Annotated in this window: 13 protein-coding genes; 8 read left to right on the top strand and 5 right to left on the bottom strand. The window is 62.4% G+C overall.

Annotation, left to right across the window (positions count from 1 at the left end; translation table 11 throughout):
- Nucleotides 1-111: 111 nt before the first annotated feature.
- Both LJX93_RS03455 and LJX93_RS03450 read right to left on the bottom strand, forming a co-directional pair.
- Complete coding sequence (locus tag LJX93_RS03455; protein WP_016713353.1) at nt 112-450, bottom strand: hypothetical protein; 339 nt, start codon at nt 448-450, stop codon at nt 112-114.
- 162 nt (nt 451-612) lie between these two features.
- On the bottom strand, nt 613-3,051 hold the full coding sequence (locus LJX93_RS03450) for a Lon protease family protein (protein WP_033701381.1): 2,439 nt from the start codon (nt 3,049-3,051) through the stop codon (nt 613-615).
- Nucleotides 3,052-3,305: 254 nt separating this feature from the next.
- Between LJX93_RS03450 and LJX93_RS03445 the strand changes: the two genes are divergently transcribed.
- The 5 genes from LJX93_RS03445 (at nt 3,306) to LJX93_RS03425 (ending at nt 8,272) form a co-directional block, all read left to right on the top strand.
- Nucleotides 3,306-3,794: a DUF3015 domain-containing protein gene (locus LJX93_RS03445; protein WP_033701382.1), complete on the top strand. Its 489-nt coding sequence runs from the start codon at nt 3,306-3,308 to the stop codon at nt 3,792-3,794.
- A 75-nt stretch (nt 3,795-3,869) separates the two neighbouring features.
- Nucleotides 3,870-5,723, top strand: a complete 1,854-nt coding sequence (locus tag LJX93_RS03440) for a DUF4105 domain-containing protein (RefSeq protein WP_033701384.1) — start codon at nt 3,870-3,872, stop codon at nt 5,721-5,723.
- Between the two features lie 78 nt (nt 5,724-5,801).
- Nucleotides 5,802-6,158, top strand: coding sequence for a lipoprotein (locus LJX93_RS03435; protein WP_033701385.1), 357 nt, complete (start codon nt 5,802-5,804; stop codon nt 6,156-6,158).
- A 431-nt stretch (nt 6,159-6,589) separates the two neighbouring features.
- The gene (locus tag LJX93_RS03430; RefSeq protein ID WP_143500719.1) at nt 6,590-7,177 is read left to right on the top strand and encodes a hypothetical protein; all 588 of its coding nucleotides are present in this window, start codon (nt 6,590-6,592) and stop codon (nt 7,175-7,177) included.
- Between the two features lie 597 nt (nt 7,178-7,774).
- Entirely contained in the window at nt 7,775-8,272 is a 498-nt protein-coding gene (locus LJX93_RS03425) for a GreA/GreB family elongation factor (protein WP_033701390.1), read from the top strand.
- 66 nt (nt 8,273-8,338) lie between these two features.
- On the opposite strand, the gene gdhA is transcribed toward LJX93_RS03425, so the two are convergent.
- The 3 genes from gdhA to LJX93_RS03410 form a co-directional block, all read right to left on the bottom strand.
- Nucleotides 8,339-9,679 carry an NADP-specific glutamate dehydrogenase gene (gene gdhA / locus LJX93_RS03420; RefSeq protein ID WP_033701391.1) on the bottom strand — a complete coding sequence of 447 codons (1,341 nt, stop codon included), beginning with the start codon at nt 9,677-9,679 and terminating at the stop codon, nt 8,339-8,341.
- A gap of 324 nt (nt 9,680-10,003) precedes the next feature.
- Nucleotides 10,004-11,671: an energy-dependent translational throttle protein EttA gene (gene ettA, locus LJX93_RS03415; protein ID WP_033701394.1), complete on the bottom strand. Its 1,668-nt coding sequence runs from the start codon at nt 11,669-11,671 to the stop codon at nt 10,004-10,006.
- 261 nt (nt 11,672-11,932) lie between these two features.
- Nucleotides 11,933-12,331, bottom strand: a complete 399-nt coding sequence (locus LJX93_RS03410) for a hypothetical protein (protein WP_047582799.1) — start codon at nt 12,329-12,331, stop codon at nt 11,933-11,935.
- 271 nt (nt 12,332-12,602) lie between these two features.
- Here LJX93_RS03410 and LJX93_RS03405 point away from each other — a divergent pair, with 271 nt between their 5' ends.
- The 3 genes from LJX93_RS03405 to LJX93_RS03395 all read left to right on the top strand — a co-directional run bounded on the left by LJX93_RS03405 (nt 12,603) and on the right by LJX93_RS03395 (nt 18,591).
- On the top strand, nt 12,603-16,433 hold the full coding sequence (locus LJX93_RS03405; RefSeq protein WP_033701397.1) for a bifunctional diguanylate cyclase/phosphodiesterase: 3,831 nt from the start codon (nt 12,603-12,605) through the stop codon (nt 16,431-16,433).
- Between the two features lie 171 nt (nt 16,434-16,604).
- A complete protein-coding gene (gene glyA, locus LJX93_RS03400; protein WP_227696755.1) occupies nt 16,605-17,858 on the top strand; it encodes a serine hydroxymethyltransferase in 1,254 nt (417 codons plus the stop codon).
- Between the two features lie 142 nt (nt 17,859-18,000).
- Nucleotides 18,001-18,591 (top strand): hypothetical protein, encoded by a 591-nt coding sequence (locus tag LJX93_RS03395; RefSeq protein WP_095064000.1) that lies wholly within the window; start codon nt 18,001-18,003, stop codon nt 18,589-18,591.
- Nucleotides 18,592-18,628: the final 37 nt, after the last annotated feature.

Here is an 18,628-nt window from a genome sequence, read left to right as displayed (position 1 = left end):
AAAAGCCCGGCTCCGCTGCGCAGCGCAATCGCGACACAAGGCCGCACCCGGCCACCGCTGTGGGAGCGGCCTTGTGTCGCGAAAGGGGCGCGCAGCGGCCCCAGCAATCGGCTAGCTTTCCGGATGGAACTGATAATCCCCCAGGTTACGACAGCGCTCGCCATTGATGCGACGCAACTGGGCCTGCAGGTGCAGGCACCAGATCTGCGGGTCTTCGGCAACCTGATACCCGTGTAGCGTCAGGCTGTCGACAATGGCATTGAGCACCGACTCGGCCACCAGCGGCCCGTGAAACGGCCCCTGGGCCTTGATGGCCGAAGGTTGCTCGCCGGCCATGCCGGCGGCGAACAGCAGCGTCCACATGCCGTTGTCGCCGGCCAGTGGGCGGATGCTGCATTCGATGCGGGTCACCAGGCCCAGGCACTGGCGAGTAAGGCTGAGGTTGCGCATGGCCGCGTCCCCTCCAATGAGCCCTGTTCAGCCTGAAACCCTCAGGCTGTTTCCATCCTGAACGCTGATACCGTCCTAAGTTCCAGCATAGAGGAACAGCACAGAAAGTTGGAAAACCGGCGCTGAACGGTAGCACATCGCCGCCAGCGCCGGTTTATTGACTTAAGCCGGCTTAGCCTGCGCAATCACCTCTTCCAGGCGTTCCTTTTCTGCCTCTTTGATGTCCTCTTCACTGATCATCTCGGCGATTTCGCGCAGGCGCTCCACCACGCGGGCGTTGACGCTGCCCTCGGTGAACTCGCCATTTTCATCCGCCGTGCCGGCCTCCTCGCCCACCAGCAGGCTCAACGCCTCGTCGGCCTGGCTGACCGCATACACGTGGAACTGCCCGCCTTCGACCGCCTGCAGTACCCGCTCGTCGAGCATCAGCGTGGCCACGTTGGCACGCGGGATGATCACGCCTTGATCGCCGGTCAAGCCGCGCGCCTCGCAGAGCCGGAAGAAGCCCTCGATCTTCTCGTTGACCCCACCCACCGCCTGCACTTCACCGAACTGGTTGATCGAACCGGTGATGGCAAAGCACTGCTTGAGCGGCGTGCGCGACAACGCCGAGATCAGCGTGCACACCTCACCCAGCGAGGCACTGTCACCGTCGACGTAACCGTAGGACTGCTCCAGGGCAATGCTCGCCGAAATGGCCAGCGGGAACTCCTGGGCGTAGCGGCTACCCAGGTAGCCGGTGAGGATCATCACGCCCTTGGAGTGGATCGGCTGGCCCAGGTTGACCTCACGCTCGATGTCGACGATGCCGCTGCCGCCGGGGTAGACCGTGGCCGAGATACGCGCCGGCATGCCGAATGCCGAATCACCCACCTCCAGCACCGTCAGGCCGTTGCACTTGCCGATGGCCGCGCCTTCGGTGTCGATCAGGATGATGCCGGCGAGCATGTCGTCCAGCACCCGCTGCGACACACGCCCGGTGCGGGTGGCCTTGGCCTTGAGCGCACGCTCGATGTGCCCGGCGTCGGTCATCTCGTCGCTGGCCAGCTGGCGAATGAAATCGGCCTCACTGACTAGCTGGAACAGGTCACCGATGCGTGCCGACAGCCGCGACTGGTTTTCCGCCAGCCGGGCGCTGTAGGTGGCCAGGCGCGCCACGGCGTCACTGGTCAGCGGCGCCATGCCTTCTTCGTTGGTGCGGGTACGCAAGAGCTGGGCAAATTGCTCCAGGTTCTCGTCGACCATGGGCATGTCTTCGTCGAAGTCCACCAGCACCCGGAACATTTCCTGGAAGTCCGGATCATGGTCCTGCAGCGCGTAGTAGAGCTGACGCGAGCCGATGATCACCAGCTTGACGTTGAGCGGGATCATCTGCGGCGTCAGGCTGACGCTCGCCACCCGGCCCAGCTCGCCCAGCGGCGACTCCATCTTCAGCTTGCGCGACTGCAGCGCCCGCTTGAGGGCATCCCAGACGAAGGGCTCGCCGAGCATCTTCTCGGCTTCAAGAATCAGGAAGCCGCCATTGGCCCGGTGCAACGCCCCCGGGCGCAACTGGCGGTAGGAGGTGTACAGCGCGCCCTGGTCGGTGCTGTATTCGATCCGGCCAAACAGGTTGTCGTAGGTCGGGTGCGGCTCGAACACCACCGGCGCGCCACCGTCGTGGTGATGCCCCACCACCAGGCTCGGCGCGTATTGCTCTTCGAGCATCTTGCGCGCCACGGCGTCGGTCTTGCTGTCATCGACCAGTTGCTCGACCACGGTGCGCAGCAGGTTCAACTGCACCGACTGCAGGTAGGCGCAGACCGCCGCGTTCTCGGCGTACTTTTCCGACAGCGGCGCCAGCAGCGGCTGCAGGGCCAGGGTAATGGTTTCTTCGTTGAGCTGGCGCAGCTGGTTGTTCGACTCACGCTTCCACTGCGGCAGGCTGGCCAGCTCTTCGTTGAGGCGCTCCTCGAGCAGGGCGATGTCTTCGTGGAACTGCTCACGCACCGCCTCCGGCAGTTGCGCAAACTCGGCCTCGTCCAGCGCCTTGCCTTCGGCCATCGGGGTGAAGGCGACGTTACTGGCGTCGCGGTACAGGGCCACGTCTTTTTCCAGCGAAGCGCGCTCGATCACATCCAGGGCGCGGTCATAACGCTGGTTGAAGGCACGGTCGATAGCGCCCTTCTTCTGCTGGTACGACGGGTGCTCGAACACCGCCGGGAAGGTCGACAACAGGTTGTCGATCAGCCCGTTCATGTCGGTGATGAATTCACCGGCTGTGCCCGAAGGCAGCTCCAGGGCACGCGGCTCGCGGGTGTCTTCGTAGTGGTTGACGTATACCCAGTCGGCAGGGGTGTGTTGGCGCTTGCCCTCGGCCTTGAGGTAGCGCTTGACGAACGAGAAGCGGCCGGTGCCGGGCTCGCCCATCACATACACGTTGTAGCCAGGGCGGGGCATGGCCACGCCGAATTGCAGGGCCTCGACTGCTCGCTCCTGGCCCAGGACACCTCGAAACGGCTCCAGATCGTCAGTGTGGGTAAAAGCAAACTGCTCGGGGGAAAAACGCCGGGTCAGGGCTTCAGGCGCAAGACGCAGGCGCGCAGCGACAGGATCGGGCATTGGGTTTCCTTACTTCGGCGGGGCGGATACGCAGCATTCTGGCGCTGCCCGCGCGCGCCTTGCAAGGCTCGGCGGGACTTTATGTCGCAGTCGCGATAACACAGCGCTTCAGGCAAATTTTTCGCAATCAACAACGCAACCTTTAGATCGTGCCTAAACTCCAAGCTGCGCGGGTGGGTGAAAAGCTTTCCCGCCTGGCAACCGAGTTGCCAGAAACCCTGACCCTTGGTTAAGACAAATAGAGAACAAATGCTATGAAACGGATTCTTCTGGGTACTCTGTTCACCGTGGTCTCCCTCAATGCCATGGCCGAAGCGCCTGGCGGCCCGAACTGCGGCTGGGGCAACATGCTGTTCGAAGGCCAGCGCGGTACGCCGGCCCACTTCCTGGCTTCCACCACCAACGGTACCTCCGGTAATGCCACCTTCGGCATGACCTCTGGCACCAACGGCTGCTCCACCAAGGCTTCGCTGACCTATGGCGGCAAGTCCTGGTTTGCCATGAACGGCATGATGAACGAACTGTCCGAAGACATGGCCATGGGCAAGGGCGAGGCTCTGACCACCTATGCCGTGGTACTGGGTGTAGCGCCTGAAGACCGCACCTACTTCGAGTCGGTCACCCACCAGCACTTCAACCAGATCTTCAGCAGCGCCGACGTCACGGCCGAAACCGTGCACAGCAACACCCTGGCGGTGTTGAAGAGCGACCCACGCCTGGCCAAGTACGCAACCGAGGCTTAAGTGCAGCTTGCCCCGCCCCACCTCCGGGGCGGGTTTCGCCTTTTTTTCGGCATCGTGAAGAAGTAGTTGCCCGATATGCTCAAACGCCTCGCTTACCTGGCGCTGTGTGCCTGCGCCCCTGTTCATGCTGCGCCTGCGCTGGATGAAGGCCGTATTCAGCAACTGGCCAGTACCCCCTACTGGATCGCCCTGGGCCATTACGAGACTGCCAAGCTCGGTGGCTGGCGAAGCTATGTGGACGACACCCGGTTCTTTCTCGCCGAGGATGGCGCGCACCACCCCGACCAGGAGCTGCGGGCCACGGTGCAGGCGCTGTATGCGCCGGCCAGCCTGGGCGACAAGCATGCCCAATGCGTCTTTCCGGCACGCACCCGTTGGCTCAAGGAACAACTGGGGCTGACTGACCTGCCGCAGCCCGACTGCCAGGAATTCAAGACCTGGTACACCTCGATCGACCCGCACAGCGCCGCGCTGATCTTCCCGGCGGCCTACCTGAACAGCCCATCGTCGATGTTCGGCCATACACTGCTGCGCATCGACCAGTCCACCACCCACAGCGACGACACCACGCTGCTGAGCTACGCGATCAACTTCGGCGCCTACATCGAAGGCAGCGACAACAGCATCCTGTACGCCTGGAAGGGCCTGATGGGCGGCTATCCAGGCCTGTTTGCGCTGATGCCGTACCAAGAGAAGCTGTCCGAGTACCGCAGCCTGGAAAACCGCGACCTGTGGGAGTACAAGCTGGACCTCACCCCGCAAGAGACCGGGCGCATGGTCGAGCATGTGTGGGAGCTCAAGCAGATCCAGTTCGATTACTTCTTCTTCGACGAGAACTGCTCCTACCGCCTGCTGGAACTGCTGCAAGTAGCCCGGCCGAGCCTGGACCTGACCTCGCAGTTTCCGCTGACCGCCATCCCCACCGACACGGTCAAGGCGGTGCGCCAGTCTGGCCTGGTGGCCAGCGTCAACTACCGGCCTTCACGCGAGCGCGAACTGCTGGCCCGCGCCGAGCCTTTGGCCCCCCACGAAAAGCAGCAGGTACTGGCGGTCAGCGCCGATACCGCGCAGTTGCAAAGCCCGGCCTTCACCGCCCTGCCGCGCGAGCGCCAGGCGCTGGTGCAGGACGCCGCCTACCGCCTGGAGCGTTACCGCGCCAACGGCCAGGAGCGCGACCCGGGCCAGGCCACGCGCAGCTTCGAGCTGCTGCGGGCGATCAACCGCAACCCGCCGCCAGCGCTGGATATCGAGCGCCCCGGGCTGCCCGAAGATGGCCATGACTCACGCACCTGGCAGCTCGGTGTCGGCACGCGGGAAGACCGCGCCTACGCCGAGTACGGCCTGCGCATGGCCTATCACGACCTCAACGACAACGCCTACGGCTTCCCGCTGGGCGCGCAGATCGAGATCTTGCAGCTCAAAGTGCGCCAGTACGAAGGCAACGACTGGCAGGTACAGCGCCTGGACCTCGCCACCATTCGCTCCCTGACGCCGCGCAACGCGCTGCTCAAGCCGTGGTCATGGCAAGTGACCGGCGGCCTGGAGCGGGTGCCGGGCAAGCATGACGACGAGGTGCTGGTAAGCCATGTGAACGGCGGTGCCGGCGGTACCTGGCAACTGGCCGATGGCCTGCTGGGCTTCGCCCTGGGCACGGTACGCGTGGAGCACCACAACGACTTCGCCGAGTTCATTTCCCCGGCGGCGGGTTTCAACGGCGGGCTGCTGTGGCGCAACGGGCTGGGCAACATGACGCTGGAGGCCAAGGGCGATTTCTTCACCAATGGCGAGGTGCGGCGCAGTGTAAGCCTGAACCAGCAATGGGAAATCAGCCGCAACCTGGGCCTGCGGCTAAGTGCATCGCGTGAGTTCAGCCACCTGGCGACGGCGCAGAACGAGGTGATGCTGGAGCTGAAGTGGTACCACTACTGACTCTTTGACACTGTTTTGACGGCCCACCGACAAACCGCCACCTAGACTCTCCCGCATCAACTGGAGGGTCTGGTGGCTATGTCGCGGTACTGGTTAGGCCTGTGCTTTGCCTTTTTGCTGTCTGGGTGCGCAACGACCCACGAACAGATGCTCAACCACGGTTACCCGCCCGCCTACGCCGATGGCTTCCAGGATGGCTGCAGCAGCGGCCGCCAGGCTGCCGGGCTGATGGTCGGCGACTTTCGCAAGGACGTGCCGCGCTACCTGCACAACCGCCAGTACGAAAGCGGCTGGGACGATGGTTTTCGCCAGTGTCACGCCCTGCAGAACAGCGAAGAGCAGCGTCAGTACCGCGACCGCTACTGGGACCAACGCGACCGTGACTGGGAGCAGGAGAAAGACCGCGGCGCTGCGCGGGCCTACCGCCACCCCTAGTGTGCCATCAGTACCTGCCTGGGGAATGAGGCGGCAAATGATGAATCGATCCAATACGCCCCGGATTGATCAACTATGGACAGTCAAATAATGAGTATATGCATTGATACACCTGTGCCGGATCAGCTTTTACTCCCACTTTATCCAACGCTTGCAGCCCCTTCCCGTCATAACCCTTATAATTTTTCCTCTTGCTCATCGCCACATTAATTTTTATGACTTATTCCTTTGGGTTTAATGCATTAGGCCTATCACTTGACGCAGGGATGTGCTCTGCTCCACACATCGACGCCGCGTGATTTGACACAGGAAACAGGTAATCTACCTTGAAATGAAAGCCTGCGCTTGGCACAGCCACAGTGCGCTTTACGGGAATAGCACTACGCGCACGCATAGTGCGTTCGTGGCGTGCCAAGTACCCGTAACGCTTTATGCATATTTTATCTCCCAATAGTCATTCTTTAGGTATAGAAATGTTAAATCCGGGAATTGTAGGTGTGATTCAGGACCTCATAGCTGCAAACGCAGCTGAAAGATCCCAAGAGGAGCGAGCGAAAAGAGGTGATGACGTGCCGCAGGCGCATGGTGCGCCGCTTCACCACTTTCAACGCCGGGAGTTTCGTATTCTAGTGGAAAATCGAACTCCATTTGGCTTGAAGCCTCTTGGTTATGATTTCACAGAAGGGACTTTCATTGAAGCCACAGGACGCGATACGGTTATAGCTCCGAACCACACAAGAAAATATGTGTTCGACAATGAATACCTCAAACCCGACGGCATACCCGATTTCCACGGACTCCTCCAGTTCCAGATTGTCAGCCATAATGAGGAGATGAAAGGGGATATACAATTTCGTATCGGGTGGTCGAATTATTTCTCCAAAGAAAACGAATGCGGGAGTGATTGGGAGGAAGATGGCCAGTCCAGTCCTTACTGGGATAACTTCTTCCTGAGTGACCCAGACAGCTGCTCAGACAAGATATGTACATTGAGTTGGGTCCTCGAATTTAAAAAATAAAGTAATTAGAATTAACGATGGCACTTCAAGTCGAAGTGCTATCGGTTGGGTTTTTCCTTCCGGCTGGCACAGAGGATGCTTAGGCTCTGTACGAAAAGTTTTGTGGGAGCGGGCTGTCCCGCGATGGAGTGCGAAGCGCTCCTGTACCCGATATTAAATAGTGTCAAAGACGCCGCGAATTCAGGCTTTGCTGCCGCGTTGCGGCAGATCGCGGGGCAAGCCCGCTCCCACAATGATGAATGACCATACTTTTCGTACAGAACCTAAGCTACTTATTACGCGGACGACACCTTTTCGTGATCGCAGGCCACAAGTACAACAGAGTGCGAGGATAGAGCAGGTAGACGACCTCCAACTGGGCCTGCTCAGCAACCCGGATACCGATAGTTTGAATGATCCAGACCAGCAGCACGTCACGCTCAGGCAGTCCCGCACCGTGAGTCGGGCAGCAGAGAAAGTCTCAATCGATACACTCCAGAGCAGGGTGACCGCGATCGACGATCGACTCGATACTGTCAGGCAAGCCCCTAGGTCGCAATCGGACATCCTTTGAAACCGGCGGCCTGCCATCATGGTCTTCAGCACAAGGAGGCCACCATGAGCCGAGCATTCGTCAACGAAGACCAGGCCGCCGCCCAGGCCGACCAGCCGGTAGAGCGGCGGGTCAGCGAGCAGCCCAACTACGTCACGGCCCTGGGCCTGGCGCAACTGCAGCAACGGGTGGCCGAACTCAACACATTGCGCAGCCAGCTGCAGGCGCAGGGCGAGCGTGCCGACAAGCAGCGCCTGGCCGATGCCGAGCGTGACCTGCGCTACTTCAGCGCCCGGGTGCAGAGTGCCCAGGTGGTGCCAGCCGCCACTTCGCGGAGCAAGGTGCAGATTGGTAGCCGGGTGAGGTTTGTCGATGAACACGACCAGGCGCACGAGGTGCAGCTGGTTGGGGAAGATCAGGCCGATGCGGGGCGCGGGTTGATCAATTGGGGGTCGCCGCTGGGGCGGGCTTTGCTAGGCGCGGGGCCTGGGGATGAAGTGGTTTGGCGGCGGCCGGTAGGGGATCAGACGATCGAGGTAGTCGCCATCGAGGGTGAGGCGTGAGGCCGCCCCCACACCTGTAGGAGCGGCGGGCTGATGGGGCCGCAAAGCGGCCCCATCGGTTTTGGATCAGACCACGCCCTGCGCCAGCATGGCATCAGCTACTTTCACAAAGCCGGCGATGTTCGCGCCCTTGACGTAGTTGATCTTGCCGTCAGCCTCTTCACCGTAGTGAACACAGGCATGGTGAATCGACTGCATGATGTTGTGCAGCTTGCTGTCCACTTCACCGGCCGTCCACAGCAGGCGCATGGCGTTCTGCGACATCTCCAGGCCCGACACGGCCACACCGCCAGCGTTGGACGCCTTGCCCGGAGCGTACAAGATGCCCGCCTCCAGGAAGATATCCACAGCCTCGAGGGTGGTCGGCATGTTGGCGCCTTCGGCCACGCAGAAGCAGCCATTGCGCAGCAGGGTGCGGGCGTCTTCGGTGTCCAGCTCGTTCTGCGTGGCGCACGGCAGGGCGATGTCGCACGGCAGGCTCCACGGGGTCTGGCCCTTGCGGAACTCCAGGCCGAACTCGCCCGCCAGGGTGCTGAGGCGACCACGCTTGACGTTTTTCAGCTCCATCACGGCGTCCCACTGGGCGTCGCTCAGGCCCGCTTCGGCGTACAGGGTGCCCTCGGAATCGGACAGCGAGATGACCTTGCCGCCCAGGTCCATGACCTTGCGTGCGGCATACTGGGCCACGTTGCCCGAGCCGGAAATCGCCACGCGACGGCCATCGATGCGCAGGTCGCGGCGCTTGAGCATCTCTTCAGCGAAGTAGACGCAGCCGTAGCCGGTGGCTTCCGGGCGAATCAGGCTGCCGCCATAGGTCATGCCTTTGCCGGTCAGTACCGAGGTGAACTGGTTGGCCAGGCGCTTGTACTGGCCGAACATGAAGCCAATCTCGCGGGCGCCCACGCCGATGTCACCGGCAGGCACGTCGACGTCGGCACCGATGTGGCGGTACAGCTCGCTCATGAAGGCCTGGCAGAAGCGCATCACTTCTGCATCGCTCTTGCCCTTCGGGTCGAAGTCCGAGCCACCTTTGCCGCCACCCATGGGCAGCGAGGTCAGGGAGTTCTTGAACACCTGCTCGAAGGCCAGGAACTTGAGCACGCTCAGGTTGACCGACGGGTGGAAGCGCAGGCCGCCCTTGTACGGGCCGATGGCGCTGCTCATCTGGATGCGGTAGCCGCGGTTGACCTGGACCTTGCCCTGGTCATCGACCCACGAAACGCGGAACAGCACCGCGCGCTCGGGTTCGACCATGCGCTCGAGGATACCGGCCTGCAGGTAATGGGGGTTGGCTTCGAGGAACGGCCACAGAGTGCGCAAGACTTCTTCCACTGCCTGGTGGAACTCGGGCTGGGCAGGATCGCGTTGCTTGAGGCGCGCGAGGAAATTATCGACAGATTCGACCATGGTAGACATCTCACCAAGAGGGATTGGACTTATTGGTTTTTTTTCGAATGTACCAAGAAGCAATCGCACGAGAACAGGGCGTGATGTCGTTTTTTTGAAATTATTTGGTGCGTTTTATATAAATGTATACAAAATTGATGGATTGTTGTTAGCAGGTCGGGCTTCTTCGCGGGGCAAGCCCGCTCCCACAGGATCTATGAAAGGCCCCAGATCTCTGGAAATTTTGTGGGAGCGGGCTTGCCCCGCGAAGGGGGTAGCACCCCTTTATGCCAGGCACAAAAATGGGGCCCCTGAGGGCCCCATTCTTGTGCATCCAAAACGGGCTTACTGGGCCAGCTTCTTGTGCCGTACACGGTGCGGCTGGGCAGCAGCATCGCCCAGGCGCTTCTTGCGGTCAGCTTCGTACTCGGTGTAGTTGCCTTCGAAGAAGATCACGTTCGAGTCGTCTTCGTACGCCAGGATGTGCGTGGCCACACGGTCCAGGAACCAACGGTCGTGGGAAATCACGATCGCGGCGCCCGGGAAGTCCAGCAGGGCTTCTTCCAGCGAACGCAGGGTTTCGACGTCGAGGTCGTTGGACGGTTCGTCGAGCAGCAGGACGTTACCGCCCTCCTTCAGGGTCAGGGCCAGGTGCAGACGGCCACGCTCACCACCGGACAGGTCCTTGACGAACTTCTGCTGGTCGCCGCCCTTGAAGTTGAAGCGGCCAACGTAGGTGCGCGACGGGATCTCGTAGTTACCGATGCGGATCTGGTCGGAACCGTCGGAGATCTGCTGGAACACGGTCTTGCTGCCGTCCAGGTCTTCGCGGCTCTGGTCGACACAGGCCAGTTGCACGGTTTCGCCGATCTCGATGCTGCCCGAGTCCGGCTGCTCCTTGCCCATCAGCATGCGGAACAGGGTCGACTTACCGGCGCCGTTACCACCGATCACGCCGACGATGGCGCCTTTGGGCATGGCGAACGACAGGTTGTCGATCAGCACGCGATCGCCATAGCCTTTGGAAACGTTCTTGAACTCGATGACCTTGTCACCCAGGCGCGGGCCGGCCGGGATGTAGATCTCGTTGGTTTCGCTGCGCTTCTGGAATTCCTGCGACTGCATTTCTTCAAAGCGCTGCAGACGTGCCTTGGATTTGGACTGGCGGGCCTTGGCGCCTTTGCGCACCCACTCCAGTTCCTCTTTCATGGCCTTCTCGTGGGCGCTCTGCTGCTTGGATTCCTGCGCCAGACGGTCCGACTTGGCTTCCAGCCAGCCCGAGTAGTTGCCTTCGTACGGGATACCGGCGCCGCGGTCCAGTTCGAGGATCCAGCCGGCGACGTTGTCGAGGAAGTAACGGTCGTGGGTAATCGCTACCACGGTGCCGGGGAAGTCGTGCAGGAAGCGCTCCAGCCAGGCCACCGAGTCGGCGTCCAGGTGGTTGGTCGGTTCGTCGAGCAGCAGCATGTCGGGTGCCGACAGCAGCAGACGGCACAGGGCCACACGGCGCTTTTCACCACCGGACAGGTGTTCGATTTTCGCGTCCCAGGCCGGCAGGCGCAGGGCGTCGGCGGCAACGTCCAGCTGGCGCTCGAGGTTGTGGCCGTCGGCAGCCTGCAGGATCGACTCGAGCTTGGCCTGCTCGGCGGCCAGCTTGTCGAAGTCGGCGTCGGGTTCTGCGTAAGCCGCGTAGACCTCGTCCAGGCGAGCCTGGGCGTCCTTGATTACGCTGACCGCTTCTTCGACTACTTCACGTACGGTCTTGGCCGGGTCGAGTTGCGGTTCCTGCGGCAGGTAGCCGACGTTGATGTCGGGCATCGGACGGGCTTCGCCGTCGAATTCCTTGTCGACGCCCGCCATGATCCGCAGCAGTGTCGATTTGCCCGCGCCGTTCAGGCCGAGCACGCCGATCTTGGCGCCTGGGAAGAACGACAGGGAGATGTTCTTGAGAATTTCGCGCTTCGGCGGCACGACCTTGCTCAGCCGATGCATGGTGTAGACGTATTGAGCCAAAACCAAGCCCTCTAAATAGGTAAAGACATCGACGAACGCCCCGGCAATGGGCCAGGGGGATGTGTTTACGGGGTGTCATTGAACAAAGTCGACCATTCTACGCCAACGCGCGGCGTTGCATAGGAGGGCCGGGTGGGGGGATCAACAGGGGGCCGCTATACGGCCCATTCGCGGGACAAGCCCGCTCCTACAGGTCGATTGCGGCTGTGGGAGCGGGCTTGCCCCGCGAATGGGCCAGCAAACACAATTGCCCGAAGAGGCTCAGACGTGACGCTGTTTGGCCTTGCCCCGCGGCAACCGGCAACCGCCACCCTGCTCGGCCAGGCGCGCGGCCCAGGCAGACTTGACGCTGAAGCCACCCTTGCGGGCAGGCTGCTCGGCGGCCTTGGCCGGCTTGGCGGCAGGCTTGCTGACGGCCTGGGTAGCCGGCTGTTTCACCACGGGCGCGGCCGCAACCGGTGCTGCTGCCGCCTTGGCGGTCTTGCGCAGTTCGGCCAGCGACGGGGCCTTGCTTTTCGAGGCGGCTGCCGCCTCGGGTTTGACCAGCGAACGCTGGCACGACTTGCAGGATACGTCCTCGGTCACGGCAGTGCTGACAAGGGTCTGACTGCTGCGCCCACAGGCGGAATCGAGGCCATTGGAGGAAAAGTGAGTAACCAAAACCGAACATCTCCGAAGCGTTGTCATTGAAGCGGGCGGCATTCTCGCACAGGTTGCAGGGGCTTGCCGAACCACGGGGGCGCGACCACGACCGTCGGCAGGCCGAGCGCCAGCGGACAACCGGGCTGGCACTTTGCCATAATCCTAGGCATGCTAGCCGATTTAGGGTGTCCGGCCTTATAGTGCGCCACCGCGGTCTGGCAACCAGACACCGGCACCGACCGTGCATGATCAATCCCTGCCATCGCCAGCCCAATCGCAGGACCAACGCTTGACCAATCTCACTCATCCGTCGTCGCTGCGTCCCGCTTCACTGGCCCCTGCTGCTTCCCTGCGCGGGTCGATCAAGGGTGCGCTGGCGCTGTTGGCCCTGATTCTGCTGGCCCTGCTGCTGTGGCAGCTGTTCGCCCAGTTCCGCCATACCCAGGCCGACCTGCGCAAGCAAAGCCTGGAGGCCACTGCGGAGCTTGCCGACCACCTCAGCCTGAACATGGCGCTCAAAGCCCAGCAGGCGGTGAATGTGGTGCAGCCCTACGTCAATGCACCGACGCCCGCCGCCCTGCCCAGCCTGCTCGACACCCTGCGCGCACGCCTGCCCGCCCTGCGTGACCTGGCCTGGCTGGACACCAGCGGGCAGATCCGCGCCGACAGCCTGGCCGGCAGCCCAGACCGCCCATTGATTGGCGAGCTGCTGAGGTTGAACCAGGGGCGCCCCTACTTCTTCACCAACTCGGCAGACAACCGCACCCTTTACCTGTTGCTGCGCCAGTCCACCGAACAGGACCGCGGCTATTGGCTGCTGCGCCTGTCCGGGGCGTATTACCGTACCCTCACCGTGCACCTGGACAACCCGGGCCACCCGCTGTGGCTGCTGGAAAACAGCCGCAGCGGCGCGGTGCTGGAGCGCCATGCCACCGCGCGGACCAGCACCGCGCCGCTGCAGAGCGTGATGCTGGCGTTCATCGACAACAGCACCTGGCAGCTGCGCGGCCTGTTCGACGCCGAGCTGGCCCAGCAGAAGTTGCTACCGGCACTGATCGGCAAGTGCATGCTGGTGCTGTTTTGTGCCCTGCTACCGGTGCTGGCGTTGATCAACATGCGCCGCCGCCAACGCGCGCTGCAGGAAGACCGCCGGCGCTATCAGGAAATCTTCGAAGGCACCGGCGTTGCCCTGTGCGTGCTCGACCTCTCCAGCCTGCCCGGCCAGCTCGACCGCTACCACCTGCGCAACCACGCGGCCCTCAAGCACAGCCTGGCCCTGGACCCGAACCTGCGCCGCTCGCTGCTGCAGGAGTTGAAGATCACCGAGATCAACCAGGTGGCGCGCCAGTTGCTCAACGTCGAATGCCACGAGGGTGCCTGGCAGCGCCTGATCGACGGCAGCGGCGATGGCCGTGACAGCATCGGCATGCAACTGATCGATGCACTGATCGAACAACGCTCGCTGCTGGAGCTGGAAGTGCGCCTGCCGGCGCCGCTGGGCGGCGAACTGCACCTGTGGCTGATGGCCCGCCTGCCGCTGCAGCGCCGCGACTACCAGGCGGTGATCCTCAGCATCAGCGACATCACCAGCCGCAAGCAGGTGGAGCTGTCGCTGCTCGAACGCGAGAGCTTCTGGTCGGACGTGGTGCGTACCGTGCCCGACCAGCTCTACGTGCAGGACGTGCCCAGCCAGCGCATGATCTTCAGCAACCGCCACCTCGGCCAGACCCTGGGCTACAGCCGCACCGAGCTGGCGCAGATGGGCGACCGGTTCTGGGAGTTGCTGCTGCACCCCGAAGACGCCGCGCACTTCCAGGCGCTGCGCCAGCATCAGCGTGAAACCGGCCACAGCGAACCGCTGCACTGCCAGTTGCGCTTCCGTCACCACGACGGCAGCTGGCGTTGCTACGACATTCGCGAACAGGTGCTGACCCGCGACCCCGATGGCCTGGTGACGCGCATCATCGGCGTGGGCAAGGACGTCACCGTGCAGATCGAGGCCAGCCAGTCGCTGCGCGACAGCGAACAGCGCTACCGCATGCTGGCCGAAAGCATCAGCGATGTGATTTTCTCCACCGACAGCCAGCTGCAGCTGAACTACGTCAGCCCCTCGGTAAAAGCGGTACTGGGCTATCAGGCCGAGTGGATCTTCGACAACGGCTGGCAATCGATCATTGCCAACCCGGCGCAGCTGACCGGTATCTACAGCCTGATGGAGCGCGTCAGCAATGCCATGGGCGACCGCGAGCAACTGGCCCAGCTACGTAGCCAACTGCCGACTCAACTGTTCCTGTTCGACTGCCTGCGTGCCGATGGCCGCAAGATCCCGATCGAACTGCGCCTGGTGCTGGTGTGGGACGATCAGCAGCACTTCGAAGGCGTGCTCGGGGTAGGCCGCGACATCAGCCAGCAACGCCGCGCCGAAAAAGACCTGCGCATGGCCGCAACGGTATTCGAGCACTCCACCTCGGCCATCCTCATCACCGACCCGGCCGGCTACATCGTCCAGGCCAACGAGGCGTTCAGCCGGGTCAGCGGCTATGCGGTCAGCGACGTGCTCGACCAACTGCCCGGCATGCTCACCGTCGAGCAACAGCAGGAAGGCCACCTGCGCTACGTGGTCAAGCAACTGCACCAGCGCGGCAGCTGGGAAGGCGAAGTGTGGCTCAAGCGCCGTGACGGCGACCATTACCCGGCCTGGGTCGGCATCACTGCAGTGCTGGATGACGAAGGCGACCTGGCCAGCTACGTGTGCTTCTTCACCGACATCAGCGAGCGCAAGGCCAGCGAACAGCGCATCCACCGCCTGGCCTACTACGACGCCCTCACCCACCTGCCCAACCGCACCCTGTTCCAGGACCGCCTGCACACGGCCCTGCAGCAGGCCGACCGGCAAAAGGCGTGGGTGGTGCTGATGTTCCTCGACCTGGACCGCTTCAAGCCGATCAACGACTCCCTCGGCCATGCCGCGGGCGATCGCATGCTCAAGGACATGGCCCTGCGCCTGCTGGCCTGCGTGGATGACGACGACACCGTGGCGCGCATGGGTGGCGATGAGTTCACCCTGCTGCTGCAACCGCGCGCAACCCGTGAAATGGCCCTTAACCGCGCCATCCATGTGGCCGAGAACATCCTCGCCAGCCTGGTACGGCCCTTCGTGCTGGAAAACCGCGAGTTCTTTGTCACCGCCAGTATCGGCATCGCCCTCAGCCCGCAGGATGGCAGCGAGCTGAGCCAGCTGATGAAAAACGCCGACACCGCGATGTACCACGCCAAGGAACGCGGCAAGAACAACTTCCAGTTCTACCAGGCGGAAATGAACGCCAGCGCCCTGGAGCGCCTGGAGCTGGAGAGCGACCTGCGCCATGCCATGGAGCAGAACGAGTTCATCCTCTATTACCAGCCGCAGTTCAGCGGCGACGGCAAGCGCCTGACCGGCGCCGAAGCCTTGCTGCGCTGGCGCCACCCGACCCGTGGCCTGGTGCCACCGGGTGATTTTATCCCGGTGATCGAAGAGCTGGGCCTGGTGGTGGATGTCGGCGACTGGGTGCTGCGCGAAGCCAGCCGCCAACTCAAGGCCTGGCACAAGGCCAAGGTACGGGTGCCGAAGGTGTCGGTGAACATCTCGGCGCGGCAGTTCTCCGACGGCCAACTGGGCACGCGCATCGCCACCATCCTGGAAGAAACCGGGCTGCCACCGGCATGCCTGGAGCTGGAGCTGACCGAAAGTATCCTGATGCGCGAGGTCAACGAGGCCTTGCAGATTCTGGCCAGCCTGAAGAACCTTGGCCTGAGCATTGCGGTCGACGACTTTGGCACGGGTTACTCGTCGCTCAACTACCTCAAGCAGTTCCCGATCGACGTGTTGAAGATCGACCGCACCTTCGTCGACGGCCTGCCCGAGGGCGAGCAGGATGCGCAGATTGCCCGGGCGATCATCGCCATGGCGCACAGCCTGAACCTGGCGGTGATTGCCGAGGGCGTCGAAACCCATGAGCAGCTGGAGTTCTTGCGCGAGCATGGTTGCGACGAGGTGCAGGGCTACCTGTTCGGGCGGCCGATGCCGGCGCATCAGTTCGAGGCGCAGTTCAGCAACGAGACCCTGTTCATGTTCCAGTAACACCCGCTCCAACCGTAAAAAAAACGGACTTGAGAGTCAACTCCAGCCCAGTCAGGGCGCGGCTTGCAACATGAGTCCCATTGGTCCGCGACTTGACGTCACTTCATATGCCAGGCGCGAAGCAATCGGTTAGAATGCCCCCCCAATTCAGCCCGATCCTTGAGGACCGCCATGTTCAGCCGTGATTTGACCATTGCCAAGTACGACGCCGAGCTCTTCGAAGCCATGCAGCAAGAAGCTCTGCGCCAGGAAGAGCATATCGAGCTGATCGCTTCGGAAAACTACACCAGCCCGGCTGTCATGGAAGCCCAGGGTTCGGTACTGACCAACAAGTACGCCGAAGGCTACCCAGGCAAGCGCTACTACGGTGGTTGCGAGTACGTCGACGTGGTCGAGCAACTGGCCATCGACCGCGCCAAAGAGCTGTTCGGCGCCGACTACGCCAACGTTCAGCCGCACGCTGGCTCCCAAGCCAACGCCGCGGTCTACCTGGCCCTGCTGTCGGCCGGTGACACCATCCTGGGCATGAGCCTGGCACACGGCGGCCACCTGACCCACGGCGCCAGCGTCAGCTCCTCGGGCAAGCTGTACAACGCCATCCAGTACGGCATCGACGGCAACGGCCTGATCGACTACGACGAAGTCGAGCGCCTGGCTGTCGAACACAAGCCGAAGATGATCGTTGCCGGCTTCTCGGCCTACTCGCAAGTGCTGGACTTCCCACGCTTCCGCGAAATCGCCGACAAGGTCGGTGCCTACCTGTTCGTCGACATGGCCCACGTTGCCGGCCTGGTTGCCGCTGGCGTGTACCCGAACCCGGTGCCGTTCGCCGACGTGGTCACCACCACCACCCACAAGACCCTGCGCGGTCCACGTGGCGGCCTGATCCTGGCCCGTGCCAACGCCGACATCGAGAAGAAGCTGAACTCCGCCGTCTTCCCAGGCGCCCAGGGCGGCCCGCTGGAGCACGTGATCGCCGCCAAGGCCATCTGCTTCAAAGAAGCCCTGCAGCCTGAGTTCAAGGCGTACCAGCAGCAAGTGGTGAAAAACGCCCAGGCCATGGCCAGCGTGTTCATCGAGCGTGGTTTCGACATCGTTTCCGGCGGCACCCAGAACCACCTGTTCCTGCTGTCGCTGATCAAGCAGGAAATCTCCGGTAAGGACGCCGACGCCGCACTGGGCAAAGCCTTCATCACCGTGAACAAGAACTCGGTACCGAACGACCCACGTTCCCCGTTCGTCACTTCGGGCCTGCGTTTCGGCACCCCGGCTGTGACCACCCGTGGCTTCAAGGAAGCCGAGTGCAAGGAACTGGCCGGCTGGATCTGCGACATCCTGGCTGACCTGAACAACGAAGCGGTGATCGACGCCGTGCGTGAGAAGGTCAAGGCCATCTGCAAGAAGCTGCCGGTTTACGGCAACTGATTGGCGTTAGCCTGATGTGAAAAGCCCGGCCTTGTGCCGGGCTTTTTCGTTTTGCACAGCTTCGCGGAACCTGTTCCAGCTGGGTAGCCACCCCAAGACGACCTAGCCTGCGGCCTCCCCCACGCCAAACCGGAGGCCTTCCATGGCGGATCATCTAGCGCGTTCTTTCACGGCTACCCTGCAGATAGCCGAATCACCGGTGAACAGCCTGGACTGCCTGACCACAGGGCCAGTGATCCTGGTCACACCACGCTATGCACCAGGCCATGCATTTGACGGAGCCCGGGCGCTGGGCATGCTCAACGGCACGGAAGAAGACTGGCAGCACGGCAAGGAGTCAGGGCTGATCACGTTCGACAAGGGCGCCACGCCCTGTGCGCTGCTGCTGTACTTTCGCCACAGCGATGCCGGTTACAGGCTGTATGTGCGCAGCGGCCCTCATCTGGGTAAAAGCGTGTTCACGAACGTCGATGGGCAGGTGACCCTCAGAACCTCAACGTCGAAGGAGCCCAGCGTGTGGAGCCTGATCGATGTGCAAACCGGCAACGCCTTCGACCTGACACTGCTCGAAGATGGCCGCCGCGAAATCCAGTTGATCAGCAGCGATGGCCACCCTCTGGAAATTCACAACCTATACCCTGTCGGCGGCTTTCTTGCGTGTTATGCGCAGGCCCAGCCATGCACCCTGAGCCTGTTGATCGAACAACGCGGGGTGGACTGGCTCGACACCTGATGTCGCCTGCACGCGCCCCACGTATTACCCTGTGCCG

It is taken from the genome of Pseudomonas sp. HN2-3 (assembly GCF_020691745.1).
Classification (GTDB): Bacteria; Pseudomonadota; Gammaproteobacteria; order Pseudomonadales; family Pseudomonadaceae; genus Aquipseudomonas; species Aquipseudomonas capeferrum.
Note: the sequence above shows the minus strand (reverse complement) of the source record. Positions and strands in the feature narration are given on the sequence as shown.

Excerpts from the sequence above, each read along its gene's own strand:
- gdhA (WP_033701391.1), bottom strand. The coding sequence starts at position 9,679 with ATGGTCGAATCTGTCGATAATTTCCTCGCGCGCCTCAAGCAACGCGAT.
- LJX93_RS03450 (WP_033701381.1), bottom strand. The coding sequence starts at position 3,051 with ATGCCCGATCCTGTCGCTGCGCGCCTGCGTCTTGCGCCTGAAGCCCTG.
- LJX93_RS03445 (WP_033701382.1), top strand. The coding sequence starts at position 3,306 with ATGAAACGGATTCTTCTGGGTACTCTGTTCACCGTGGTCTCCCTCAAT.
- LJX93_RS03435 (WP_033701385.1), top strand. The coding sequence starts at position 5,802 with ATGTCGCGGTACTGGTTAGGCCTGTGCTTTGCCTTTTTGCTGTCTGGG.
- LJX93_RS03425 (WP_033701390.1), top strand. The coding sequence starts at position 7,775 with ATGAGCCGAGCATTCGTCAACGAAGACCAGGCCGCCGCCCAGGCCGAC.
- LJX93_RS03440 (WP_033701384.1), top strand. The coding sequence starts at position 3,870 with ATGCTCAAACGCCTCGCTTACCTGGCGCTGTGTGCCTGCGCCCCTGTT.
- LJX93_RS03395 (WP_095064000.1), top strand. The coding sequence starts at position 18,001 with ATGGCGGATCATCTAGCGCGTTCTTTCACGGCTACCCTGCAGATAGCC.
- LJX93_RS03455 (WP_016713353.1), bottom strand. The coding sequence starts at position 450 with ATGCGCAACCTCAGCCTTACTCGCCAGTGCCTGGGCCTGGTGACCCGC.
- LJX93_RS03430 (WP_143500719.1), top strand. The coding sequence starts at position 6,590 with ATGCATATTTTATCTCCCAATAGTCATTCTTTAGGTATAGAAATGTTA.
- glyA (WP_227696755.1), top strand. The coding sequence starts at position 16,605 with ATGTTCAGCCGTGATTTGACCATTGCCAAGTACGACGCCGAGCTCTTC.